The 25,960-nt window shown below is 40.8% G+C and carries 23 protein-coding genes and 2 tRNA genes; all 25 read left to right on the forward strand.

Going from position 1 to position 25,960, the window contains the following annotated elements; genetic code table 11:
* The first annotated feature begins 75 nt into the window (after positions 1–75).
* The 25 genes from spoVG (at position 76) to hslO (ending at position 25,897) form a co-directional block, all read left to right on the forward strand.
* The gene (spoVG, locus tag AC0VYJ_RS00315; protein WP_098445913.1) at positions 76–366 is read left to right on the forward strand and encodes a septation regulator SpoVG; all 291 of its coding nucleotides are present in this window, start codon (positions 76–78) and stop codon (positions 364–366) included.
* 190 nt (positions 367–556) lie between these two features.
* Entirely contained in the window at positions 557–1,924 is a 1,368-nt protein-coding gene (glmU, locus tag AC0VYJ_RS00320; RefSeq protein ID WP_194222595.1) for a bifunctional UDP-N-acetylglucosamine diphosphorylase/glucosamine-1-phosphate N-acetyltransferase GlmU, read from the forward strand.
* Positions 1,925–2,038: 114 nt separating this feature from the next.
* Positions 2,039–2,989, forward strand: a complete 951-nt coding sequence (locus AC0VYJ_RS00325) for a ribose-phosphate diphosphokinase (RefSeq protein WP_194222596.1) — start codon at positions 2,039–2,041, stop codon at positions 2,987–2,989.
* Between the two features lie 76 nt (positions 2,990–3,065).
* Positions 3,066–3,716 carry a 50S ribosomal protein L25/general stress protein Ctc gene (locus AC0VYJ_RS00330; RefSeq protein ID WP_194222597.1) on the forward strand — a complete coding sequence of 217 codons (651 nt, stop codon included), beginning with the start codon at positions 3,066–3,068 and terminating at the stop codon, positions 3,714–3,716.
* Between the two features lie 121 nt (positions 3,717–3,837).
* On the forward strand, positions 3,838–4,395 hold the full coding sequence (gene pth, locus AC0VYJ_RS00335; protein ID WP_194222598.1) for an aminoacyl-tRNA hydrolase: 558 nt from the start codon (positions 3,838–3,840) through the stop codon (positions 4,393–4,395).
* A 57-nt stretch (positions 4,396–4,452) separates the two neighbouring features.
* Positions 4,453–4,683, forward strand: coding sequence for an anti-sigma-F factor Fin family protein (locus AC0VYJ_RS00340; RefSeq protein WP_283153210.1), 231 nt, complete (start codon positions 4,453–4,455; stop codon positions 4,681–4,683).
* A 232-nt stretch (positions 4,684–4,915) separates the two neighbouring features.
* Positions 4,916–8,449, forward strand: coding sequence for a transcription-repair coupling factor (gene mfd / locus AC0VYJ_RS00345; RefSeq protein ID WP_475366279.1), 3,534 nt, complete (start codon positions 4,916–4,918; stop codon positions 8,447–8,449).
* Between the two features lie 151 nt (positions 8,450–8,600).
* On the forward strand, positions 8,601–9,131 hold the full coding sequence (gene spoVT, locus AC0VYJ_RS00350; protein ID WP_194222601.1) for a stage V sporulation protein T: 531 nt from the start codon (positions 8,601–8,603) through the stop codon (positions 9,129–9,131).
* A 124-nt stretch (positions 9,132–9,255) separates the two neighbouring features.
* On the forward strand, positions 9,256–10,848 hold the full coding sequence (locus AC0VYJ_RS00355) for a putative polysaccharide biosynthesis protein (RefSeq protein ID WP_475366280.1): 1,593 nt from the start codon (positions 9,256–9,258) through the stop codon (positions 10,846–10,848).
* Between the two features lie 3 nt (positions 10,849–10,851).
* The gene (gene yabN / locus AC0VYJ_RS00360; protein ID WP_430243487.1) at positions 10,852–12,306 is read left to right on the forward strand and encodes a bifunctional methyltransferase/pyrophosphohydrolase YabN; all 1,455 of its coding nucleotides are present in this window, start codon (positions 10,852–10,854) and stop codon (positions 12,304–12,306) included.
* Positions 12,307–12,324: 18 nt separating this feature from the next.
* Complete coding sequence (locus AC0VYJ_RS00365; RefSeq protein ID WP_194222604.1) at positions 12,325–12,585, forward strand: RNA-binding S4 domain-containing protein; 261 nt, start codon at positions 12,325–12,327, stop codon at positions 12,583–12,585.
* Positions 12,586–12,746: 161 nt separating this feature from the next.
* Entirely contained in the window at positions 12,747–13,055 is a 309-nt protein-coding gene (gene yabP / locus AC0VYJ_RS00370) for a sporulation protein YabP (protein ID WP_194222605.1), read from the forward strand.
* On the forward strand, positions 13,052–13,642 hold the full coding sequence (gene yabQ, locus AC0VYJ_RS00375) for a spore cortex biosynthesis protein YabQ (protein WP_430243485.1): 591 nt from the start codon (positions 13,052–13,054) through the stop codon (positions 13,640–13,642). Before yabP ends, yabQ begins: the two co-directional genes overlap by 4 nt.
* A gap of 12 nt (positions 13,643–13,654) precedes the next feature.
* On the forward strand, positions 13,655–14,038 hold the full coding sequence (locus AC0VYJ_RS00380) for an FtsB family cell division protein (protein WP_226616861.1): 384 nt from the start codon (positions 13,655–13,657) through the stop codon (positions 14,036–14,038).
* Between the two features lie 74 nt (positions 14,039–14,112).
* Positions 14,113–14,598 (forward strand): S1 domain-containing RNA-binding protein, encoded by a 486-nt coding sequence (locus tag AC0VYJ_RS00385; protein ID WP_194222608.1) that lies wholly within the window; start codon positions 14,113–14,115, stop codon positions 14,596–14,598.
* 272 nt (positions 14,599–14,870) lie between these two features.
* Positions 14,871–14,947, forward strand: a tRNA-Met gene (locus AC0VYJ_RS00390).
* A gap of 12 nt (positions 14,948–14,959) precedes the next feature.
* Positions 14,960–15,034, forward strand: a tRNA-Glu gene (locus AC0VYJ_RS00395).
* A gap of 490 nt (positions 15,035–15,524) precedes the next feature.
* On the forward strand, positions 15,525–17,984 hold the full coding sequence (gene spoIIE, locus AC0VYJ_RS00400) for a stage II sporulation protein E (protein ID WP_430243483.1): 2,460 nt from the start codon (positions 15,525–15,527) through the stop codon (positions 17,982–17,984).
* A gap of 60 nt (positions 17,985–18,044) precedes the next feature.
* Complete coding sequence (locus AC0VYJ_RS00405) at positions 18,045–18,776, forward strand: vWA domain-containing protein (protein ID WP_404684336.1); 732 nt, start codon at positions 18,045–18,047, stop codon at positions 18,774–18,776.
* Positions 18,745–19,722: a serine/threonine protein kinase gene (locus AC0VYJ_RS00410; protein ID WP_430243479.1), complete on the forward strand. Its 978-nt coding sequence runs from the start codon at positions 18,745–18,747 to the stop codon at positions 19,720–19,722. The genes AC0VYJ_RS00405 and AC0VYJ_RS00410 overlap by 32 nt, the downstream gene beginning before the upstream one ends.
* A 102-nt stretch (positions 19,723–19,824) precedes the next feature.
* Positions 19,825–21,210: a tRNA lysidine(34) synthetase TilS gene (gene tilS, locus AC0VYJ_RS00415; RefSeq protein ID WP_475366281.1), complete on the forward strand. Its 1,386-nt coding sequence runs from the start codon at positions 19,825–19,827 to the stop codon at positions 21,208–21,210.
* Positions 21,211–21,231: 21 nt separating this feature from the next.
* Positions 21,232–21,771, forward strand: coding sequence for a hypoxanthine phosphoribosyltransferase (gene hpt, locus AC0VYJ_RS00420; protein WP_098445932.1), 540 nt, complete (start codon positions 21,232–21,234; stop codon positions 21,769–21,771).
* Positions 21,772–21,841: 70 nt separating this feature from the next.
* Positions 21,842–23,776: an ATP-dependent zinc metalloprotease FtsH gene (gene ftsH / locus AC0VYJ_RS00425; protein WP_430243475.1), complete on the forward strand. Its 1,935-nt coding sequence runs from the start codon at positions 21,842–21,844 to the stop codon at positions 23,774–23,776.
* A 183-nt stretch (positions 23,777–23,959) separates the two neighbouring features.
* On the forward strand, positions 23,960–24,745 hold the full coding sequence (locus AC0VYJ_RS00430; RefSeq protein WP_475366282.1) for a type III pantothenate kinase: 786 nt from the start codon (positions 23,960–23,962) through the stop codon (positions 24,743–24,745).
* A 270-nt stretch (positions 24,746–25,015) separates the two neighbouring features.
* A complete protein-coding gene (gene hslO / locus AC0VYJ_RS00435; protein WP_430243472.1) occupies positions 25,016–25,897 on the forward strand; it encodes an Hsp33 family molecular chaperone HslO in 882 nt (293 codons plus the stop codon).
* Positions 25,898–25,960: the final 63 nt, after the last annotated feature.

A 25,960-nucleotide genomic window follows, 5' to 3' on the forward strand; every position in this document is an offset into this window, starting at 1 on the left:
GAAGAAGGAATTAATAACTAGAAGTTGAATAGTGCATATATGCTCTAATTAATGGAAAAAGGTGGTGCACTCAAGTTGGAAATTACAGATGTTCGCCTACGTCGTGTGAATACGGAAGGACGCATGCGCGCAATCGCTTCCATCACAATGGATCATGAATTCGTCGTTCATGATATTCGCGTCATTGATGGGAATAACGGCATGTTTGTAGCGATGCCAAGCAAAAGAACTCCAGATGGAGAGTTTCGCGATATCGCTCATCCAATTTCCTCGAATACAAGGGAAAAGATTCAAACAGCTGTGTTAGCTGAATATCACCGTGTTGGTGAAATGGAAGCTGCTTATGAGGAAGCTGGAGCTTCCTAATCGTAAAAGTCTGGTCAACTGACCGGGCTTTTTTATTTGACCAGAAATTTCGCTTCATTTAGAAAAAAGTCATAGACCTTTCTTTTCCAACTTTTTATATGCTGAGGATTTAGGGAACTTCCTTGAAAATGAGGGGTTTTTGAGATATAGTCAAAGTGGAAAAATAGGATACAATGGAGGAACCATATACATGAATAGATTTGCAGTTGTGCTAGCAGCAGGTCAGGGAACACGGATGAAATCAAAGCTTTATAAAGTGCTTCACCCCGTTTGTGGGAAGCCTATGGTAGAGCATGTTGTTGATCAACTTGATGAACTTAAGCTCCAAAACATTGTAACTGTCGTCGGTCACGGCGCTGAAAAGGTTCGTGACCAGCTTGGTAGTCGAGTGAATTATGTCCTCCAGGAAGAACAGCTTGGTACAGCGCATGCTGTGATGAAGACTCAAGACACCCTATCCGATAAGGATGGCGTCACCCTTGTCGTATGTGGAGATACCCCTTTAATTACGAAAGAAACAATGGATGCACTATTGACTTATCATGAAGATCAGGGTGCAAAAGCCACGATTCTAACAGCAGATGCGGATAATCCATTTGGATACGGTCGAATTATCCGTGATGAGAATGGAAGTGTTCAACGAATTGTCGAACAGAAAGACGCAAGTGAAGCTGAGCAGAAAGTAACGGAAATTAACACAGGTACATACTGTTTTGATAACAAAACCCTTTTTGAGACGCTTCAGCTCGTTAAGAATGAAAATGCTCAGGGAGAGTATTATCTTCCAGATGTTGTTGAAATTCTTCAAAAGCAAGGTGAGGTCGTAAGCGCCTATCAAACAGCAGATTTTGATGAAACAATGGGCGTAAATGATCGAGTCGCGCTTTCAAAAGCTGAAATTGCGATGAAAAAACGAATTAATGAGAAACATATGCGTAATGGCGTTACGTTAATTGATCCCAATCAAACATATATTTCTTCAGAAGCAGTGATTGGTCAAGATACTGTTATCTATCCAGGAACCACTATAACTGGCAGAACCACTATTGGTAATGAAGCTAAGATCGGCCCTAACTCTGAAATTAAGGATAGTAAAGTTGGAGATAAGAGCGTTGTGAAACAATCGGTTATTCATGATAGCGAAGTGGGAAATGCTGTCAATATTGGTCCTTTCGCACACGTTCGTCCAGCTTCACAAATTGGGAACGAAGTGAAGATTGGAAACTTCGTTGAAGTAAAGAAATCCGTTATGGGTGATGGTAGCAAAGCTTCTCACCTAAGCTATGTTGGCGACGCTGAAATTGGTAAAGATGTGAATCTTGGCTGTGGTTCTATTACAGTAAATTATGATGGTAAGAAAAAGTACCTAACAAAAGTTGAAGATGGCGCGTTCATTGGATGTAATGTGAATTTGATTGCCCCTGTAACGGTAGGTAAAGGTGCAACTGTTGCTGCTGGATCGACGATCACAGATGATGTTCCTGAACAGGCGCTATCAATTGCTCGTTCTCGTCAGACGAATAAAGAAGACTACGCAACGAAAAAGAAGGATAGTTAATTTTAAGAAGATAAGAAAGCTTGAACTCTTGGTGTCTTACTACAATGCATAATCGTTTTGAAGTGATTAAGACGCTCGCGCTTTTCTTACTAATTAATGGAGGGGTACCGGCCAATGGCTAATTATTTAGATCCAAACTTGAAAGTGTTTAGTTTAAACTCGAATCCTGATCTTGCAGAAGAGATCGTAGAACATATTGGTGTTCCGATGGGGAAATGTTCTGTTGTTCGCTTTAGCGATGGGGAAATCCAGATTAACATTGAAGAGAGTATTCGTGGGTGTGACGTTTACGTTATCCAATCAACTTGTGCTCCAGTAAACGAAAACATTATGGAGCTTCTTATCATGATTGATGCGCTAAAGAGAGCCTCAGCTAAAACAATTAATATTGTACTCCCTTATTATGGATATGCACGTCAGGATCGTAAAGCAAGGTCTCGTGAACCCATTACGGCGAAGTTAGTTGCAAACTTACTTGAAGTTGCTGGAGTAACTCGACTCATTACACTCGATCTTCATGCTTCTCAGATTCAAGGATTCTTTGACATTCCTGTTGATCAATTAATGGGGGTTCCGACTCTCGCTAAACACTTTGAAGAAAAGAACCTTGAAGATATTGTTGTCGTATCTCCAGACCATGGCGGTGTAACTCGTGCTCGCAAGCTTGCTGAGCGACTGAAGGCACCAATTGCTATTATTGATAAGCGTCGTCCACGTCCAAACGTAGCAGAGGTCATGAATATTGTAGGTAATATTGAAGGGAAAACGGCAATCATTATTGACGACATTATTGATACGGCCGGTACAATTACCTTAGCAGCCAATGCATTGATCGAAAATGGAGCGACAGAAGTCTTTGCATGCTGTACGCACCCTGTTTTATCAGGACCAGCTATTGAACGCATCGATCAATCTAAAATTAAGGAACTTGCTATCACAAATACGATTCCGCTTCCGCATGATAAGCAAATCGATAAAATCACACAACTATCTGTTGCACCTCTTCTTGGTGAAGCAATCATCCGTGTTCATGAGCAACTTTCTGTAAGTAAATTATTTGATTAAATAATTTATGTTTATTGCCTCGTGATTATGGGTATCCATATAGAAGAGTAAAACCTAATCAGGAAGGTGATTTCAAATGGCAGCAACATTAAAAGCATTAGATCGTAATACGAAAAAAAGAAGTGAACTTAGAACATTACGCGAAACAGAAGAAGGTCTTCCGGCTGTTCTTTACGGTAAAGACCGCAAAAGCGCACCGGTACAGGTTGACGCTTTAGAGTTCATTAAAGTATATCGTCAGGTCGGAAAAAACGGCGTTATTGAATTGAACTTTGAAGGACAAGGCACTTACCCAGTCATGGTTTACGACATGCAAGTTGACCCAATTAAGAATCAAGTTCTTCACGTAGACTTCTATTCAGTTGACCTTAACAAGGAAGTTGAAGCAGAGGTTCCAGTTCATTTGACTGGCGAAGCTGCAGGTAGCAAAGAGGGTGGCGTTGTTCAGCAAATGCTTCACGAGATTCTCGTAAAAGCGAAGCCGAACGATTTCCCTGATAGCATCGACGTTAGTATTGCTGAACTTAACATTGGAGACGCTATTCAAGCGGGAGATCTTCCAAAAGGAGATAAATACGAAATTCTTCTAGACGCTGAAGAGCCAATTGCTTCGATTGTTCCTCCGACGGAAGAACCTGCTGAAGACGAAGAAGAAGCTGATGAAGTGGCTGAAGAGCCACCAGCAGATCAAGAAAAAACTGATGATGAAACAACGAAAACCGAATAAACTTCGAAGACGTAACCGAACGGGTTACGTCTTTTTTTCAAGATAATGAGCTAACAGGTGAATAAGTGGTCGCATTTTTGATAGGATAGAATAAAAGTAATGAAAGGTAGGGCGTCAGCTGTTGAAATTAATTGTAGGCCTCGGTAATCCGGGGAAGAAATTTGATAATACAAGACATAATGTAGGATTCATGGCTATTGATCAGCTATCGAAAGACTTAGGCATATCTTTAGATCAGAAGAAATTTCAAGGGATCTATGGGAAAGGTATAGTAAACGGAGAAGTAGTGTACCTCTTAAAACCGCAAACATATATGAACTTGTCAGGTGAATCGGTACGTCCTTTGATGGAATACTTTAATATTGAAGTGAATGATTTGCTAGTCATTTACGATGATTTGGACCTTCCTACTGGTAAAGTGAGAATTCGTCAAAAAGGTAGCGCCGGTGGTCACAATGGGATGAAGTCGATTATCACGCACATTCATACTCAAGATTTTAAGAGAGTGCGGATAGGAATTGATCGATCTGCCAGACAGTCCGTTATTGACTACGTTCTAAAGCCATTCTCTAAAGAAGAGGCAGAGCCAATTCAGCTTGCCATTGAACAGACGGTCAAAGCTTGTGAAGCATGGACAACGACGTCGTTCCCAGAAGTAATGAATCAATATAACACGTGAATATCCTTCTATTCTCCCGTCCATACTAGTAAAAGTTAGGAACAGGGAGGATCTGTTATGGATATTCATTACGTATGTCGTCACTGTAGAGCTGAGATTGGAAGACTGTCACAGATGAATCACACAGCTGATGAACTCGGATTTCAGCAGCTCACTGAAGAGGAGCGGCAAGCAATGGTTCATTACCACCACGATGGTACAATTGAAGTGAAAGCCATTTGTGAAGATTGTCATGAAGCTATGGAGCGTACGCCTTCTTTTCATGAGCTTGATACATTTATTCAGTAAGAAGCTTTGGGAGTTCGTCCAAAGCATTTTTGCGTTAACAGAATGATTATAAACATTAGTTTGTGTTATAGAATATAAATTTAAGAGAAGTCTAGCTTCAGTGCCAGGTCCCTTGGGCTGCTTCGCCTTTTTCAAAACAATCAAGATCTGTTTTGACTAATTGGTGGAAGCGCTTCTTGGGACTACATGTGCGCTTGCGCTTTTCAGAGTGAGAGGGGAGAATAACCTACCGATGTTAGGCTTAAGAGAATATTTTAGTAAGGGCGATGAATTCCAATCCGTTTTTACCGGGGTGAAAGAGGGTCTTAAAGAACAACTTGTTGCAGGGCTAGCTGGTTCTGCTCGGATGTTCCTAATGGCTTCTCTCTATCATGAAACAAAGCGCCCCCAGCTGATTATTACCCATAATTTATATCAAGCTCAAAAGCTATATGAAGACATGTGTGAGCTTGTTTCACCAGACGAAGTTTACTTATACCCAGTTAATGAACTCATTTCTTCGGAAATCGCGATTGCTAGCCCGGAATTAAGAGGGCAGCGAATGGAAGCTTTAAATTATTGGATGAAAAATAACAATGGTATTGTGATTGCCCCGATCTCGGGAGTAAGAAGATATTTACCACCGAAGAGTATCTGGGAAAGAAGTCAGATTTCGTTTGCAGTAGGCGACGATATTCCTTTGGATGAAACACTCGCTACTTTTGTAGCGATGGGTTATGAACGAGTACCAATGGTATCTTCACCGGGGGAGTTCAGTGTGCGTGGTGGTATCATAGATATTTATCCATTGACTGAAAATAGCCCAATACGAATTGAGTTATTTGATACTGAAGTTGATTCGATTCGATTTTTTGACATCGAGTCTCAGCGCTCTGCTAACAAAACAGAACGAATTACGATAGGACCAGCAGACGAAGTTGTTTTATTCCCTGAGCACTATGAAAAAGGGGCAGAACGTCTTCAAAAAGAACTTCAGAGTTCTTTAAAGAAAGTGAAGGATCAGAAAGTAAAAGAAGCAATGCATGAAAACATTACTTACGAAATTGATCAATTAAAAAGCCAGCAAAATTTCCAGGGTGTTATCAAATACATGGACTTTTATTACGATCAGCCTGCGAGTTTGCTAGACTATTTACCCGATGATGGTCTGGTCGTTTTTGATGAAGTGAGTCGCATTCAGGAAATGTCATCTGATCTGGATAAGGAAGAAGCAGAATGGCAAACAGCTCTTCTCAATCAAGGAGAGATTGTCTCGTCTGTTTCCCTGTCGAGATCTTATGATACGTTATTCGCTAAGCCTGTACACTCAACTATCTATTTATCGATTTTCTTACGACATGTTCCCTATACAAATCCTGAGAATATCATTAATGCTTCAAGTAAAGCGATGCAAAATTTCCATGGTCAGATGAAAGTATTAAGTACTGAGATTGAACGATGGAAGAAAAGCGGTATGGCGATTGTCTTTCTTGCAGCAACGGAAGAAAGACGTAAACGACTTGAACGTGTACTAGAGGATTATGAAATTAATGCGATGATGGTCGAACAAGATACGCCGATCTCTCATCAGCAGCCACAGATATTAATCGGAAGTCTTAATGGTGGATTTGAACTGCCGATGCAAAAGCTAGCCGTTCTAACAGAGGCGGAAGTGTTTACGAAACAGTCGAAAAAACCGCGTCGCTCTCAAAAGATGTCTAATGCCGAGCGAATCAAGAGTTATTCAGAACTAAAAGTAGGCGATTATATCGTTCACGTGAATCATGGGATAGGAAAGTATCTCGGTATCCGAACCCTTGAAGTGAGTGGTATTCATAAGGATTACCTGTATGTGAGCTATGCTGGTAATGACAACTTGTATGTACCAGTTGAACAAATTGATCAGGTGATGAAGTACGTTGGATCTGAAGGAAAAGAACCAAAACTATATAAGCTTGGTGGAACAGAGTGGAAGAAAGTTAAACGTAAAGTACAATCTTCCGTTGAAGATATTGCAGACGATTTAATTAAATTGTATGCAGAACGTGAAGCAAGCGTTGGCCACAGCTTTGAGAAAGATACGGAAGAGCAAAGAGAATTTGAAGCTGCCTTCCCTTATCAAGAAACAGACGACCAGCTTAGAGCCATTCAAGAAATTAAAGAGGATATGGAAAAAACACGTCCGATGGATCGATTGCTTTGTGGAGATGTTGGTTACGGTAAGACAGAAGTAAGTATCCGTGCCGCTTTTAAAGCTATAATGGACGGAAAGCAAGTAGCCTTGCTTGTTCCAACTACAATTCTAGCTCAGCAGCATTTTGCAACGATTCAAGAGCGTTTTGCAGATCACCCGATTAACATTGGCTTATTAAGTCGTTTTCGCTCACGTAAAGAGCAAAATGAGACGTTAAAAGGATTGAAAAATGGGACCGTTGATATTGTTATTGGTACGCACCGTCTTTTATCAAAGGACGTCACCTATAACGAGCTTGGATTACTTATTGTGGATGAAGAACAGCGTTTTGGAGTAACACATAAAGAGAAAATTAAAAAGTTAAAAGCGAATGTCGATGTGCTTACTCTTACTGCAACGCCAATTCCACGAACGCTTCATATGTCGATGTTAGGTGTGAGGGACCTATCCGTGATCGAGACCCCGCCTGAGAATCGCTTCCCAGTTCAAACGTATGTGGTTGAATATAGCGGCACGCTTGTACGAGAGGCAATTGAAAGAGAGCTTGCTCGAGGGGGACAGGTCTATTTCCTTTATAATCGAGTGGAATCAATTGAATACATGACAGACCAAATTCGTACACTAGTGCCTGAAGCAAGAGTCAGCTTTGCACACGGTCAAATGACTGAGACGGAGCTTGAGTCTGTGATGATTGATTTTCTTGATGGGAATTACGATGTTCTTGTAAGTACAACGATTATTGAAACAGGCGTTGATATTCCGAATGTCAATACACTGCTCGTATATGATGGGGATAAAATGGGGCTTTCTCAGCTCTATCAACTACGTGGTCGCGTTGGGCGTTCCAACCGAGTAGCTTATGCTTATATCACTTATCAACGGGATAAGGTTTTAACCGAAGTAGCGGAAAAACGTCTTCAAGCGATTAAGGAATTTACTGAGCTAGGTTCTGGATTTAAAATTGCGATGCGAGATCTTTCGATTCGAGGTGCTGGTAACCTTCTAGGTGCGGAACAGCATGGGTTTATTGATTCAGTTGGTTTTGATTTATATTCTCAAATGTTAAAAGATGCCATCGAAGAAAGAAAAGGTGATGCACCGAAAGAGAAGGCATTTAGCGTTGAAATTGACCTTGAAGTAGATGCCTATATTCCTGGTACGTATATTAACGATGAGAAACAGAAAATCGATATGTATAAACGTTTCCGATCAATTGAATCGTTGAAAGATATTATGGACTTACAAGATGAAATGATGGATCGCTTCGGTGATTTTCCTGAAGAAGTGGACTATCTTTTCCAGGTCTCCCGCATGAAAGAGATTGCCAAAGAAGTTAAGGTTGAGAAAGTTGGCCGAAGTAAAAAAGATATACAACTTCTATTCCATGAATCGGCTCGAGAGACGATTGGTGGGGAAACAATTTTTGAAGTAGCGAATGAATTTGGAAATAAGTTAGCTTTAGGAGCAGATGGAAATAAAGTGAAGGTAACGGTGAAAGGAAGAGGTCTTGATACAAAAGCTCACCTACAGCTTGTTGAGAAAGTCTTAAAGAAAGTGAAGCAAGCAGTAAAACAGCCAATGAATGCGAATTAAAGTCGATTTTGGATGAATCTCATAATTTTGACAGGTTTGTGAATAGAACTGATACCTCGAAAGGATACTAATGGAAACATATTGTAGAACAAACAATAGTAAAAGTGATTGGAGCAATCACCTACAACTTCCAGAAAGTGAGGCAACTTAGATGAAAGCAACAGGTATCGTTCGTCGTATTGATGATTTGGGTCGTGTTGTCATTCCGAAAGAAATTCGCAGAACCCTCAGGATTAGAGAAGGAGATCCATTAGAAATTTTTGTTGATCGCGAAGGGGAAGTTATTCTTAAGAAGTATTCTCCCATTAGTGAACTAGGTGACTTTGCCAAAGAGTATGCCGAGTCTCTTGCAGAACATTCGGGACACATTGCTCTCATATCTGACCGAGATGTCTATATTACAGCTGCGGGGGGACCAAAGAAAGAGTATTTGAACAAAAGCATTGGCGATTCTGTAGAAAAAGCAATGAATGAGCGAAGAAGTTTACTGAACGAAAGTAAGTCAGAGCTCATTGAAGGTGTTCCTGTTGATACAGGTCACGTGATAGCTCCAATTATAGCGAATGGCGATCCAATTGGTACGGTGATTCTACTTGCAAAAGAAGATGAAAAAGTGACTGAATTGGAACAAAAGCTGTCTGAAACGGCAGCTGGTTTCCTAGCAAGACAAATGGAACAATAAGTATAGAAGAAAATGGAGGCCAATGCCTCCATTTTCTTCGTTTTATGAAGCTTGAAAAGTTTCCCACTTTTATTCATGTGATATAATTCGTACATAAACTGGTACTTTCATTTGGCAGGTGTATATGACAAAAGAAGAAAATCAAAAAGGATTTTGGCAAGGCGCACTTCTGCTAACTGCAGTAGCCCTTTTTATGAAAGTCCTCAGCGTCGGCTATCGAATTCCTTATCAAAATATAACTGGTGACATCGGTTTTTATGTGTATCAACAAATTTATCCATTTTACTCAATCGCGATAATACTTGCTACATATGGGTTTCCTGTCGTGATCTCCCGACTTATTTCAGAAGAAATTGCAAAAAGTGAGTATGAGAAGGCTGAGGAGCTTTCACGGTATAGCTTTTGCGTGGTTGTGATTCTAGGCATTACAGGCTTTATTTTGCTTTATACAGGTGCGCCAGCGGTGGCGGCTTTAATGGCGGATCGAAATTTAGTTGGTCCTCTGCGAATGACGGCATTTTCATTTCTTATTATGCCTGGCATTGCTTCAATCAGAGGTTTTTTTCAGGGGCAGGAAAATGTGGTACCTACTGCATGGTCTCAAGTGACAGAACAATCGATTCGTGTTATCGCTATTCTTGCTATTTCAATTGGTCTTGTAGCGGGCGGAGCGGATGCATATGCGACTGGTACAGGTGCAGCGCTAGGGTCAATATTAGGAGGAGTCGCTGCGCTATTGCTTCTTGTAGTGCTTCGATTTAAAAAACGAGTAGCTAAAATAACGAAAATCAAATTTGAGCCTTTTCGGTTCATTGGCATTGCGCGTAGGCTCCTAACAGAAGGGACGTTAATTTGTGTAAGTGCGCTTGTATTGGTGCTATTTCAGTTAATGGATGCTTTAACGATTGTGCCGGGATTAACTGAGCATGGTCTTTCTTCTTTAGAAGCTCGTGAAATGAAAGGGGTATTTGATCGAGGACAGCCATTAATGCAGGTCGGTACCGTTCTGGCCACATCTCTCTCATTATCGATTGTCCCAGTCATTTCTAAAGCGGCTGCAGAGAATAATGAGATATTGATTCGCGAAAAAACAGCTCTTGCTCTTAAAGTGAGCTTTGTAATAGGGCTTGCTGCTGCAGCGGGATTGGCCATTATTATGAGTGAGACAAACATGATGTTATTTAAAGATCAATCCCTTTCTGCTACGCTCAGTATCCTTGCCATTGCAATCTTTTTTAGTTCGCTTAGCATGACGGCAGCAGGTGTTTTGCAAGGAGTAGGCTTAGCGAGAAACGCTGCTCGGTATGCTGGAATTGGAATACTAGTTAAGGGATTGTTAAACCTTGTTCTAATCCCGCTTATCGGTATTAATGGGGCGGCAGTGGCCACGGTTTTTGGCTTTGTCGTTGTCGCTACGCTCGCCATTCTTGCCGTATATTACAAAGTAGGGCTTCTCCAGTACCAATTTCATTTAAGGCGTGCAGTAACAGCCGTTATGTTCATGAGTGCAGCAGTAATCATTCTGCAACTATTTATCCCCTCCTTCCTTTCTAGGGGGCTTTCAAGCGTTTCAGCACTTGGAGGCGCATTACTCGGAGGCATCGTTTTTGGGTTTGCAACATTAGCGCTGCGGGTGTTTACAGAGAAAGAATTAATGCAATTGCCAAAAGGAGAAATTATTACGATCTATCAAAATAAATTACGGAGAGGGGCATAAGCGATGCCACGTATAACAATTGTAGGAACTGGAGCGGGAGATCTCAGTCAGCTTTCACTAGGAAGTTACCGCACGCTTCAGTCAGCTGAACGGATATTTGCTAGGACGCTTGATCATCCCGTTCTTAGGGAATTGATGGATGATGGGCTATCGATGACAGGGTTTGATGAGGTATATGAAGCGAATGAATCTTTCGAGGAGACTTATCGAACCATTGTTAATCAGCTGTTTCATGAAGCACAAAAAGGATCGCTTGTTTACGCAGTACCTGGTCATCCAATGATGGCTGAAGCAACCGTACAGCTCCTGTTGGAAGAACAATCTCAACATGGTGTTGAAGTGACTGTTGCTGGAGGTCAAAGCTTTCTTGATGCGCTTTTTACTGCAGTTCGAATCGATCCTATTGAAGGTTGTCAAATTCTAGATGCCACGCGTTTTACAAAGTCTGAGGTTCAGGTACGTAATCACTTAATCTTTGTCCAAGTTTATGATCAATTTACAGCATCGAGTGTAAAACTCACATTAATGGAGCTCTTACCTGACGATTATGAAATTACTGTACTGCAAGCAGCGGGAAGTCGGGATGAGAAAATCGTCTCTGTTCCCCTATTTGAATTAGATCGTTCGATGGAAGTAAATAATTTAACCGCTGTCTACGTTCCTCCAGTAAAAGAAGAAAATCTTCTCTACCAGGATTTCGGATGGTTACGAAATGTGGTTGCAACACTGCGAGGACCTGGGGGGTGTCCGTGGGATAGAAAGCAGACGCATGAGTCTCTCAAAAAATATTTGATTGAAGAAGCCTATGAAGTATTAGAAGCTATTGATGATCAAGATGAAGAGCATCTCGCAGAAGAGCTTGGTGATGTGCTGCTTCAAGTTATGCTTCATGCTCAGATAGGTGAAGATGAAGGTATGTTTTCTGTGGATGATGTGATTCATAAGCTAAACGACAAATTAATACGGAGGCATCCACACGTATTCGGCGACGAAAATGTGCAAACAGCCGAGGAAGTAGCTGGTGTTTGGAAGCGAGTGAAAGAAGAAGAAAAGAAAATTGCACCATCACAGTTTGATCAGGTACCAAAAGGGCTTCCAGGTCTCATGCGCGCCAATGAAATCCAGAAGGCTGCTGCGAAAGTCGGGTTTGACTGGGACGAAGTTGAACCGATTTGGGCAAAGATTTATGAGGAACTAGCCGAATTTAAAGAAGCTGTAAATGAAAAATCTTTTGATGATCGAGAAGACGAATTAGGCGATTTAGTGTTCGCTGTCGTCAATTTAGCTCGGTACTATAAAGTTGATCCGGAAGTGGCGATCCATCGCACGAATCATAAATTCTTCTCGCGTTTTCAATATATTGAGAATCGGGTAAAGGAAAAGGGACTTGAGATCGAGAATTTATCACTTGAGGAACTTGATCACTTCTGGGATGAGGCAAAAGAAAAAGGAATTTAATAGGGAGCGTTGAAACAAATGAGATTAGATAAATTTCTGAAAGTATCGCGTTTAATTAAACGTCGTTCAATCGCAAAAGAAATTTGTGATAAAGGACGAATTGAAGTGAATGGAAATAAAGCTAAAGCTGGAACAAATGTGAAGGCCGGCGACGAACTGGTGATTTCCTTTGGTCATAAGAAAGTGACGGCCCGAGTTGATGAAATTAAAGAAACAACGAAGAAAGAAGAAGCTAGCAATATGTTTACCATTTTAAAAGAAGAAGCTGCAGGTGAATAAAAAAGATCCGAGAGGGTCTTTTTTTTATTGATGTTCATTTTGAAATTCTCTTTTAATGAGAAGGGAATGGGCTACTTTTTGAATCGTTTTAGCCATCAGAACAGCTTGTTCTAAATGATCTCTTCTTCTCATAGACATGTATCGAGAAGAGGAGGAGAGCGATGGATAATTATTATGAATATGGCACATACGATAAGGCTTCTAACACCCCAGAGCATGATTTAGTTATGAAGTCGCGAAAGTCGCTTGAAATTACAGGTGTGAAGCACGTCGATAGCTTCGATAATGAAGAATTTCTTCTAGAAACAGCAATGGGATTTCTTGCGATCAGAGGGCAGCATTTGAAAATGAAAAATTTAAATGTCGAGCAAGGTCGTGTTTCGATCGAAGGGAAAATCTTTGATCTTAGTTATCTCGATCATCACGAAGGGGAAAAAGCTAAAGGTTTCTTTAGCAAGCTGTTCAAATGACGCTAACGGTGCAATTTTATACGATGGTAGCCATGGTGGCTATGGGGGTGTGGCTTGGTATAGCCATGGATACCTATAGCCGTTTTCTTCATCCAGATAGAAGTAAAAGTTTGTGGCTCTATGCGAACGATATCGTTTTCTGGTTGCTACAAGGGCTGATTATCTTTTATGTTCTCTATCTTGTTAACGAGGGTGAATTACGATTTTATGTCTTTTTGGCCATATTATGTGGTTATGCAGCATATCGGTCCCTTTTTCAACCGTTATATCGCCGTTTACTTGAACGAATCATTTTAATAACTATTGCTATTATTCGTTTTGTGAAGTCTTTATTTATTTATCTTATTTATCAGCCGATAAGGTTCATATTGAAAGTTGTATTTAGCTTATGTATGATGATAGTGAGTATTATGACAACCATTTTTTGGTTTATCTTTAAGTTTTTTTGGGTACCGTTAAAGTGGGGATTCTCGTTGATCTGGCGATTAATACCACAATCGGTACAAATGCCACTAATAAAATTAGCAGGAGTTGCCGATAAAATAAAGAACTACATATACCATTGGTTAACTAAAATACGAAAGTGAGGAGGGAAAAGCTTGGTTACTGCGAATAAGCGTAAGCCTAAAGTTACGGAAGTGCATTCGGAATATCATCAAGAGAAACAGCTACAGGACAAAGTGAAAGAACGAAGAAAGAGAGGTCTTGTACGGCGTCTGACAGCCTTCGCGGTAGCTGCTTTAGCCATAGCTATTCTATTCATCTCCGTATTCACTTCACAGGCAGCAACGATCGAAGAAAAAAACTTACAGCAAAAGCAGGCTGAAGAAGAATTAACGAAACTGAAAGACCAGGAAAAATATTTAACGGAAGAAATTGAGAAACTTAATGACCTTGATTATATCGGTGAATTGGCAAGAAGAGACTACTTTATGTCAAAACCCGGAGAGACAATCTTTAAGCTTCCTTCTTCCTCAAATTGACACGTTGTTTTTTGAAGGGGTATAATTAGCGTACGACTGATCTTTTAAAGATTCTAAGGAGGAGCTTTTTTTACATGGCAATCGAAGTAGGCAGCAAGTTACAGGGAAAGGTAACAGGTATTACAAATTTTGGCGCGTTTGTTGAACTACCAGACGGCAAAACAGGTCTCGTTCACATTAGTGAAGTTGCAGACAATTATGTTAAGGACATTAATGATTTTCTTTCAGTTGGCGATCAGGTTGAGGTAAAAGTCATCCAGGTTGAAAACGACGGTAAAATTGGTTTATCGATTAAGAAAGCAAAAGATCGACCTGCTCCTGAGCGTCCTCAGGGCCGTCCACAAGGTCGCCCTCAAGGTGGAGGAGGCCGTCCACAAGGCGGTGGAAGACCTGGAGGCGGTGGTTTTAAAGGTAAGCCACGCGGTGGTGGCGGACGTCCACCGGTAGAGTCATTTGAGGATAAAATGAGCAAGTTCCTTAAAGACAGTGAAGACCGCCTTTCAACTTTGAAGAAACAAACAGAGTCAAAACGCGGTGGTCGCGGCGCTCGTCGCGGCTAGGGCTTGTTGTCTACTATTTATATTCTATAACAAACCAGGCATGCATTCGCATGCCTGGTTTGTTATATGTGAAGATGTATTCCCTGTCATCTCAGTAAATGTTTTTGGTTAATTTTCTTAAGTAAGTTGCAGTATAGGATTATACGAAATGAATCTTTTATAGTTTCTGAAGAAGATTATAAGATTTTTATGCAAAAATATTAAAAAGAAGTTGACACAAACTTTCTCGCAATGTATTATATATCTTGTGCTTAAGAAAGCAACAGTCTTATGGCGGTGTAGCTCAGCTGGCTAGAGCGTACGGTTCATACCCGTGAGGTCGGGGGTTCGATCCCCTCCGCCGCTACCATTTTTATTAATTGGCCCGTTGGTCAAGTGGTTAAGACACCGCCCTTTCACGGCGGTATCACGGGTTCGAATCCCGTACGGGTCACCACTTATTAGTAATAACTATTCATTTGAATGTTTGTTATATACATAGTCTGCTAAAAAACACCCTGCATTTTATTAATGCAGGGTGTTTTTTTGTCTTGTCTTTCATGATTTCACTATGAGTCCTAGGATTCATAGTGAAAATAAACGTTATTAATATTCTTTTATTGGTTTTATGAGAGTTTCTTTTCTTTTTTATCTTTAACATTTCGACCTTTTATTTCTAGTTGCTTTTTTAGATAGAAAAGCATGAAAAAGCTTTATCTTTCTAATGAAAATTCATACTCTCCTATAATATGGATCGTTCCAGTTGTTTACAGGTTTCTTGTTCTGTCTACAAGTGATTGACAAGCTTCACTGAAAGAAGTCGAGAAGTTTATATCATACCTGTTCTTTTTTTGACAAAAAGCGAATTTCTATTGTGTTTTAATGATTAACACAAACTGCTTCAAGCAGATCGGTGAAAAAAAGAATGAAAGAAAGCAGGTGGGGGAATGCAAAGCGAACTAGTGATGGAAAGGTCAAAATCGAAGGTGGGCAAATGGATTCACGGAACAAAGAGTCGATTAGAAACGATTCTATTCCAGCGAGGTCTTCTGCTTTTTGTGATTGGGTTCCTACTTGGACGAGCTGTTATCCTTACTCAGGTTACTCCTTTCGCTATTCCTTTTTTTGGCGCAGTATTCTTCCTGAGACGAGAACGTGCACCTATGATTATCGTTGCTTTATTAGCTGGAGCGGTATCAACGGCTAATTTGCAGAATACAGCATTTATAATGTGTGGCATTCTTGTTTTTCTATTCATTAATCGTTTTGTGAAGTTATCTTCCCTTTCTCTTGTTAAGACGTTACCCATACTTGTGTTCTCAACGAGTATGTTGGGACGTCTGATCCTAAGTTTACTTACTGAACGTTCATTAGCTAACACAAATTGGATCCTAGCAGCTGTTGAAGGTGCTCTTGGAATGATACTAACCATTATTTTTATTCAGAGTATACCGGTATTATCTATTAAGAAAAGAACTCAGGCTCTAAAAAATGAAGAGATCATTAGTTTTATCATTTTATTAGCAACGATGTTAACAGGAACAATAGGTTGGGTTGTATATGGTTTCTCAATTGAAAATATCCTTTCTCGGTATCTCGTATTAATTTTCGCATATGTAGGTGGAGCAGCGATTGGCTCAACAGTTGGCGTGGTTACTGGCTTGATACTGGCCCTCGCTAATGTAGCTAGTCTCTATCAGATGAGTATGCTTGCGTTCTCGGGATTACTTGGTGGGTTATTGAAAGATGGTAGAAAAGTTGGAGTTGGTATGGGTTTACTGATCGGTACGTTATTAATCGCTTTATATGGGAGTGGTCCTGAGTTTCTATATCCTAATCTGATGGAGTCTGTGATTGCCGTATTACTCTTTTTCTTCACACCATCTAAAGTTACTTCACAGCTTTCTAAATATATCCCGGGAACGGTGGAACATGCGAATGAGCAGCAACAATACTTAAGAAAAGTACGCGACGTTACAGCTAATCGTGTCGAACAATTTTCAAGCTTATTTCAGGCTCTTTCTAGTAGCTTTACAGATGCCGATCTTCAAGGTGAAGAACAGTCAGAACGCGAAGTTGATTATTTTCTAAGTCACGTTACAGAAAAGACTTGTCAAAATTGTTTTAAGAAAGAAACTTGCTGGGCGAAAAACTTCGATGCCACCTATGGGTATATGACAGGGATAATGGAGGAACTGGAACAAACGGCGGAATTGACTAACTATAGTCTGAAGAGAGATTTCGATAAGCACTGCATTAAGGCAAATAAGGTGATTGATCTTATTGGAAAGGAGATGAGTCACTATCACGCCAATCGAATGTTAAAAAAACAAGTTCGTGAAAGCCGGAAGATCGTTGCCGATCAATTGCGTGGAGTGTCGCATGTTATGGGGGATTTCGCGAAAGAAATACAAAAAGAGCGTGATAACCTCCACCAACAAGAAGAGCAAATCATGGATGCCATTCAAAGTATGGGTCTGGAAGTAGGACAGGTGGAAATCTACAGCTTAGAAGAGGGAAACGTCGACATTGAGATGAAGATACCTGCCTGCGGAGGGAGAGGAGAAGGAGAAAAGGTCATCGCTCCAATGCTGTCAGATATTCTAAAGGAAAACATCGTCGTGAAAAGAGAAGTGTGTGCAGAACATGAGCACGACACATGTCACCTTTACTTTGGTTCAGCTAAAGATTTTGTGATCGAAACAGGCGTAGCAAATGCAGCGAAAGGAGGAGCTTGGATATCTGGAGACAGTCATTCTACGATTGAGCTAGGTGCAGGCAAATATGCTATTGCGATAAGTGACGGAATGGGCAATGGAGAGAGAGCGCATCAGGAAAGCACGGAAACCATTCAACTCCTTCAAAAAATTCTACATTCAGGAATTGATGAGACGGTGGCGATTAAATCGGTTAACTCTGTTCTATCTTTACGAAATACCGACGAAATATTCTCAACGCTTGATTTAGCCATGATTGACTTACAGGATGCTTCAGCCAAGTTTCTTAAAATTGGATCAATTCCAAGCTTTATAAAAAGAGGCGATCGAGTCATGATGGTGGAATCTGGTAATCTACCGATGGGGATTATTCCAGAATTTGATGTAGAGGTCGTAAGTGAACAATTAAAAGCTGGGGATCTCTTGATCATGATGAGCGACGGTATTTATGAAGGGGTTAAAAATATAGAGAATCCGGAGTTCTGGATGAAGCGGAAAATTAGAGAGCTTTCAACAGATAAGCCACAAGAAATTGCAGACCTCATCATGGAAGAAGTAATTAGGACGGAGTATGGCAGAATTGATGATGACATGACGATTGTAGTGGCAAGAATAAAACGTAATGTGCCTAAATGGTCAACTATTCCAATCTATTCAGCTCCTTCATTCAGGAAGAAAAAAGCGCAGTAGGTAAGTATAAACTCTCCTCCTAAAGGCGATGCTTGTAACAGCAAAAAAGGAGGAGTCGAGATGAAGAAAGGAACGCTAAGACAGATTCTATTAATCACAGACGGATGTTCAAATCAGGGGGAAGATCCGGTTGCAATGGCGGCTCTTGCACGGGAGCATGGAATGACAGTGAATGTAATTGGAGTGCTAGACGAAAACGAGCGGACAGATCATGGACTAAAAGAAATTGAGAATATTGCATTATCTGGCGGGGGCATCCACCAGCTTGTTTATGCTAAGCAGCTATCGCATACGGTACAAATGGTTACACGTAAAGCGATGACCCAGACGATTCAAGGATTCATTCATAAAGAATTGCAATCGATCTTGGGTAGCGAAAAAGAAATAGAAGATTTACCACCTGACAAACGGGGGCAGGTCGTGGAAGTGGTCGATGAACTGGGGGAAACGATGGATCTCGAAGTGTTGATTATGATCGATACAAGTGCGAGTATGCAGCATAAACTTCCTACGGTAGAAGATGCCCTTCTTGATCTTTCAATTAGCCTTCATTCAAGAATCGGTGAAAACGAATATTCTCTATATGCATTTCCCGGGAAACGAAAGCAAGTAGAACGTCTAATGGATTGGACGCCAATGTTGAAAGATATTCATACCATTTTTCCAAAGCTGACATCTGGAGGCATTACGCCAACAGGTCCGGCATTAAAAGAAGCGATCGAAGCTTATCAGAAAAAACGCTCAAAGAGAGGGCTATTAGATGACGGGTACTTCGAAGAATCAGGCAGCTGATGTTTCTCGTGGAACAAGACTAAGTGGGAAATGGAATCAGCAAAGCTACCAAATTATGAGGAAATTAGGTAGCGGGGCACTTGGTACAGTATACTTAGCTGACTCTGCAAGGGGGCGAGTCGCATTAAAATTAGGTACTGATAGTATGTCCATTACGTCAGAAGTGAATGTTCTAAAACAGCTTTCGGTGGTCCAGGGAACAGTTCTTGGGCCGTTTTTCTATGAGGTGGATGACTGGGAGATAAATGGGAAGCGTTATCCGTTTTATGTGATGGAATATATTGATGGTGAACCTCTTTTTACTTTCATTGAACGTAGAGGAAAAGAATGGATTGGGATTTTAATGCTTCAATTGCTCCGTGATCTTTCAGCCCTTCATAAAGAAGGCTGGGTTTTTGGTGATCTAAAACCAGACAATCTTCTAGTAGAAGGATCGCCTCCAACTATGAGATGGCTTGATGTGGGAGGGACGACTTCAATGGGAAGGTCAGTGAAGGAGTTTACGGAGTTTTTCGATCGAGGATACTGGGGGCTTGGCAACCGAGTAGCAGAGCCGTCGTATGATTTATTTTCTGTAGCTATGATCGTAATAAATGCCGCTTACCCTAAGCGATTTGACCGTCCTAAAAAAGACTCAGAAACCTATTTGCTCAATAAAATGGAACAAAGTCATCTGCTAAGGGAGTATAAGCCAATTCTTCGAAAGGCTCTACTAGGGAAGTATATACATGCTCAAGATATGCGACAGGAGCTTTTTTCCCTACTGCAAGGAGATAAGTCAAAGGTCCGTAAACGACCAGAAGCACCTTCTAACTCAAGGGTAGCCTCAAGGCAGAAGCCTCCAAAACGTGTGAAACAAAAGAGCTCAAAATGGATTGAAACCGTACTAATAGTTGCTTTTCTTCTATTCTTCTATACTTTATACTTAGTTGGTCATGTTTTTTAACAGAGCCTATATAAAAGAAAGGTTTGAAAAAGACGTAGTTGGGTTATTAGTACTAAAATGAAATGCTGTTTATCGAGACAGTGAGTGAGAGGAAGACAGAGTTTGTTGCAAGATGTCGAACGTTTTATCCACAAGCATGATTTAATCAAACATGGGGATACGCTAGTTATTGGAGTTTCTGGAGGACCAGACTCTGTTGCGCTACTTCACTACTTAGTAAGTTTAGCTCCCCGATTAAAATTATCAATTGTTGCCACGCATGTGGACCATAGTTTACGGGGAAAGGAATCTGCTGAGGATTTAGCGTTTGTGGAGAGCTATTGTGAACAAGAAGGGATCATCTTTGAAGCTTCTACGGTAGATGTGAATGCTTACAAAAAGGAGCGAAACCTCTCTACACAAGTTGCAGCACGAGATTGCCGCTATGATTTTTTTCGAAAAGTAATGGAAAAACATCATGCTAGCGCTCTGGCCCTTGCTCACCATGGAGACGATCAGATTGAAACAATGCTTATGAGACAGGTTCACGGTAGCTCAGGTTCTGGACTTTCTGGGATGCCGGTCCAACGTCCCTTCTCAACTGGAAAAATCATTCGTCCGTTTCTATGCGTTACAAAGGAGCATCTCGTGAACTATTGTAAGGAGCATTTACTTGGGTATAGGCTCGATCCATCTAATGAGAGCAATCAATATATGAGGAATCGTTTTCGGAATCATGTGTTACCTTTTCTTAAAGAAGAAAATCCCAATGTCCATACAAGATACCAATTATATAGCGAGCGAGCTCAAAGTGACGAAGCATTTTTAATGAATTTAGCTAAGGGATATCTCGATGATGTGATCATCGATCAATATGACAAATTTGTGAAGTTGGATAACAAGGCGTATGATTGCCTTCCTATTCCTTTACAAAGAAGAGTGATTCATCTAATATTAAATTATCTTTATACAGGCAATGCTCCTTTTTCTTCTATACATATTGAGGATTTGCGGTTAATGCTCGATTCTGAGCACCCTTCTGCTTCCCTTAATCTACCCCTGGAACTGAGGGCGGTAAAATCTTATACCACCTGTTATTTTTCTTTTGAAACCTTTTTGCAACCAGAACCGTATAAGTATCATCTCCCTTTATGGGGTACTGTCGAAACGCCACTTGGAACGATTACGGCCATTCCAGTTAACGACGTTCCGCAACACCTGACAAGTGATGATCTTATTATTGAGGAGCAATTGCTTCCTGCGGTTGTGCGCTCCAGGCGTCCTGGTGATCGAATTCAGCCAAAAGGCATGATAGGGACGAAAAAGGTAAAAGATATTTTTATCGACCGTAAAATAGACCGTTCAGAACGCGATGTATGGCCAATCGTTGAGGATGTGATGGGCCACACAATCTGGGTCGCTGGAGTAACTCGTTCTGAAAAGGCAACACTGTCTGCAAAAAAGAATCAGCTCGTGCACGTGCACTATGAGAAAAAAACACTTACATAGGTTGGGAGGGCAATACCACTGATGTTAAATGAAATTCAAGAAACACTAATTAGTGAAGAACAGATTCAAGAGAAATGCCGCGAGTTAGGGAAACGGCTTTCAGATGAATACGAGGATCGCTTTCCGCTTGTAATTGGCGTCCTTAAAGGTGCAATGCCTTTCATGGGTGATTTAACAAAGCGGATGACTTGTCATCTTGAGATGGACTTTATGGACGTATCAAGTTATGGCAATTCAACCGTTTCTTCTGGTGAAGTAAAGATAATTAAAGATCTTGATACTTCCGTAGAAGGACGAGACGTTCTTATTCTCGAAGATATTATAGATAGTGGGTTAACGCTTAGCTATTTGATCGACCTTCTAAAATACCGTAAAGCAAAGTCGATTAAGATTGTAACGCTTCTAGATAAGCCTACTGGAAGAAAAGTTGATTTAAAGCCGGATGTGGCAGGATTTATCGTACCTGATGAGTTTGTAGTCGGATACGGTCTTGACTTTGCTGAAAGGTATCGTAATCTTCCGTTTATCGGGATTCTTAAACCCGAGATTTATCAAGGTTAATTTGTTGTAGTCAGTTGTGCCAGTATGGTAAGATAATCTATGGTTTCCTGTTCGTGGGAGGAGGTAAGGAATGAATCGTATCTTCCGAAATACAATATTTTATTTGTTAATATTCCTCGTCGTAGTAGGTGTAGTCAGTTTCTTTAACGGAACAAATAATGACACGAATGTCCTCGATTACGGCGAATTTCAGTCCAAATTGAATAATGGTGAGATTCAAGAGTTAACGTTACAACCTGAGCGTGGGGTTTACACTGTCACTGGTCAATTAGCTGGTGGCGATGAAGACAGCGAAGATGCCAATGCATTCGTAACGAATGTACCTGACTCAGAGAAAGCTGTAGAGAATATCTTAACTGCAGCTGACGAAGGGATTGTAGAATTAACGACAGAACCAGCCCCTGAACAAAGTGGGTGGGTTACATTTCTAACAAGCATCATTCCTTTCGTTATTATCTTCATTCTGTTCTTCTTCCTACTTAACCAGGCTCAAGGCGGCGGTGGCCGTGTCATGAACTTTGGTAAGAGTAAGGCGAAGTTATACAGCGAAGAGAAAAAGAAAGTTACATTTAAAGACGTAGCTGGTGCAGATGAAGAGAAGCAAGAGCTTGTTGAGGTCGTTGAGTTTTTGAAGGATCCTCGTAAGTTTGCTGCAGTTGGGGCCCGTATTCCAAAGGGTGTTCTATTAGTAGGACCTCCAGGTACAGGTAAAACGTTGATCGCACGAGCGGTTGCTGGTGAAGCAGGCGTTCCGTTCTTCTCAATTTCTGGTTCTGACTTCGTAGAAATGTTCGTAGGTGTCGGTGCATCTCGTGTACGTGACCTATTCGAAAATGCGAAGAAGAACGCACCTTGTATAATCTTTATTGATGAGATTGATGCAGTTGGTCGTCAGCGTGGTGCAGGTCTTGGCGGCGGTCACGATGAGCGTGAGCAGACGCTTAACCAACTTCTCGTTGAAATGGATGGCTTTAGTGCAAACGAAGGTATCATTATCGTTGCGGCAACAAACCGTCCTGATATTCTTGACCCGGCACTTCTTCGTCCTGGACGTTTTGACCGTCAAATCCCGGTAAATCGCCCTGATGTGAATGGTCGTGAAGCGGTACTTCGAGTACACGCACGTAACAAACCTCTTAGTGATGAAGTCGATTTGAAAACAGTCGCAATGCGTACACCAGGGTTCTCTGGTGCAGATCTTGAAAACTTGTTGAATGAAGCTGCTCTTGTTGCTGCTCGTCATAACAAGAAGAAGGTTGATATGAACGATATCGATGAAGCGACAGACCGTGTTATTGCTGGGCCCGCTAAGAAGAGTCGCGTGATCTCTGTAAAAGAGAAAAATATCGTTGCTTATCACGAAGCTGGTCATACAATCATCGGTACACAGCTTGATAATGCAGATGTTGTTCATAAGGTTACGATTGTTCCGCGCGGACAAGCTGGCGGTTATGCTGTAACACTTCCTAAAGAAGACCGTTACTTAATGACAAAGCCTGAATTGGTCGATAAAATCATAGGCTTACTCGGTGGGCGTGTTGCCGAAGAAATTACATTCGGTGAAGCAAGTACCGGAGCAAGTAATGACTTCCAACGTGCGACAGCCATTGCCCGTAGTATGGTTACAGAATATGGTATGAGTGAAAAGCTAGGTCCGATGCAGTTTGGATCAGGTTCGGGAGGAAATGTCTTCCTTGGACGTGATATCCAAAATGAACAGAACTATAGTGATTCATTCGCCAATGAAATTGATCTTGAAGTTCAAAAGATCATCAAATCAGCTTATGAGCGTTGTCGTGAAATACTCCTTGAAAATCAGGATAAGTTAAATCTTGTTGCTGAAACGCTTAAGGAAATTGAAACGCTTGATGCTGAACAAATTCGTTCTCTTGTTGAAGAAGGAAAACTTCCTGAAGGTCACCATGCAACTGGTAGTTCAGAAGATGTGAAAGTCAACATCTCTAAAAAGGAAGATAAGCCTGAAACAGATGAAGAACAAGAATAAGTAAGATTGAAAGTAGGATGTCTTAAGGACGTCCTGCTTTTTTATTTATAATAAATCCATGTTATCTGTGAAATCGATATCTATGGTAATCGTTTTCAAAAAAGAACTTCGTTTTTAATTCCATTGTGTGGTATAACTATAGAGAGCATGATGAAAGTTAAAATTTTTTAATAAGGTGATAATATGATACTTGTGCTTGATGTAGGAAATACAAATATTGTTCTTGGTGTATACGAAGGCGAAGAGTTAACGCATCACTGGCGAATGGGAACAAGCAGAAAACAGACAGAAGATGAGTACGCAATGGTTATTAAAGGACTCTTCTCTCATGAAGAACTTTCTTTTGACGATGTGGAAGGCATCATTATTTCGTCTGTAGTGCCACCTATTATGTTCGCTCTTGAGCGTATGTGCCAGAAATATTTTCATCATAAACCGTTAGTGATTGGTCCAGGAATTAAGACAGGCCTCAATATAAAATATGATAACCCGAAAGAAGTAGGAGCGGATCGTATTGTGAATGCCGTGGCGGGGATTCAATTATATGGAGCACCGCTAATTATTGTGGATTTTGGAACAGCTACAACTTACTGCTACATTGATGAGCAAAAACAGTATGTTGGGGGCGCCATCGCACCAGGCATTAACATTTCGACAGAAGCTCTATACATGCATGCAGCAAAGCTTCCACGAATTGAAATTGCGAAGCCAAATCATATCGTTGGAAAGAATACGGTTAGCGCCATGCAAAGCGGCACGCTATATGGATACGTAGGACAAGTGGAAGGGATTGTTTCTAGGATGAAGAAACATTCTCCGAAGGAACCTACTGTAATAGCGACTGGTGGACTTGCCTCACTTATAGCAGAAGAATGCGATCTTATCGATGTGGTTGACTCGTTTCTAACATTAAAGGGATTACACATAATTTATAATAAGAACAAAGAAGAATTAAACGCATACCGATAAAACGGGGTGCGTTTTTCATTTTGCGTTTTGGGGGAAAATAAAAATAGATACTCTTTTTATCTCTTGTTTTATGGATGGATGTACCGTTTCCCATAATGATATCTAGACTTAGTTAAAAAAGCATTTAAAAAGTAAGTCGCAAGCCACAGATTTATTTAACGAAAGATACTAAAGGGAGAGCAAGTTAGTTTCTCATAATGGAAGTTCTTGAAAAAAATATTGTATCGTGTAATTGGGCAATGGCCCATTAGTGAAAGGAGCTACAAACAAATGAATGATTATTTAATAAAAGCACTTGCGTTCGATGGCAATGTAAGGGCTTATGCGATATCTAGTACTGAAATGGTTGCGGAAGCACAGCGACGTCACACTACTTGGCCTACTGCATCTGCTGCAATTGGTCGTGCTATGACTGCTTCCACAATGATAGCAACAGGATTAAAAGGTGAAGAGAAAATCACTGTGAAAATTGAGGGCGGTGGTCCTATCGGAGCCATTGTTGTAGACGCTAACGCGAATGGTGAAACGCGCGGGTACGTAAGCAATCCACATGTGCACTTTGATCTTAATGATAGTGGGAAATTGGACGTTGCGCGTGCCGTTGGACAAGATGGTTTCCTATCCGTTGTAAAAGATATTGGTATGCGTGAAAAATTCACAGGGCAAGTTCCAATTGTCTCAGGTGAATTAGGAGAAGACTTTACGTACTATCTTGTGACTTCAGAACAAGTCCCTTCTGCAGTTGGAGTGGGCGTGCTTGTTAATCCAGATAATACGATCCTTGCAGCAGGTGGTTTTATGATTCAATTACTTCCTGGTGCAGGTGAAGAAACGATTCGTTTTATTGAAAAACGTATTGAAGCGATTCCTCCAATCTCTAAATTGATTGAAGCAGGGAAAACACCTGAAGAAATCTTGAATGAACTTCTCGGAGAAGAAAACATTAAAATTATCGACAATATGCCTGTTCAATTTGAATGTAGTTGTTCCAAAGAGCGCTTTTCGAATGGCATTATGGGGCTTGGCAAAGAAGAGATCAGCAGTATGATTGAAGAAGACGGTGAAGCGGAAACAACTTGTCACTTCTGTAATGCACATTATCACTTCTCGAAAGAAGAGCTTGAAGAATTACACGCTGAGAGCAAAGTTTAATAAGGTTCAAATTGACACTTTTGACCTACGGTGATATTCTTTTAGAAAGAGAATTCCTATAAA

The sequence above is a fragment of the Anaerobacillus sp. 63XJN7_5_ISO-PGPR-S23-430 genome, from assembly GCF_056173695.1.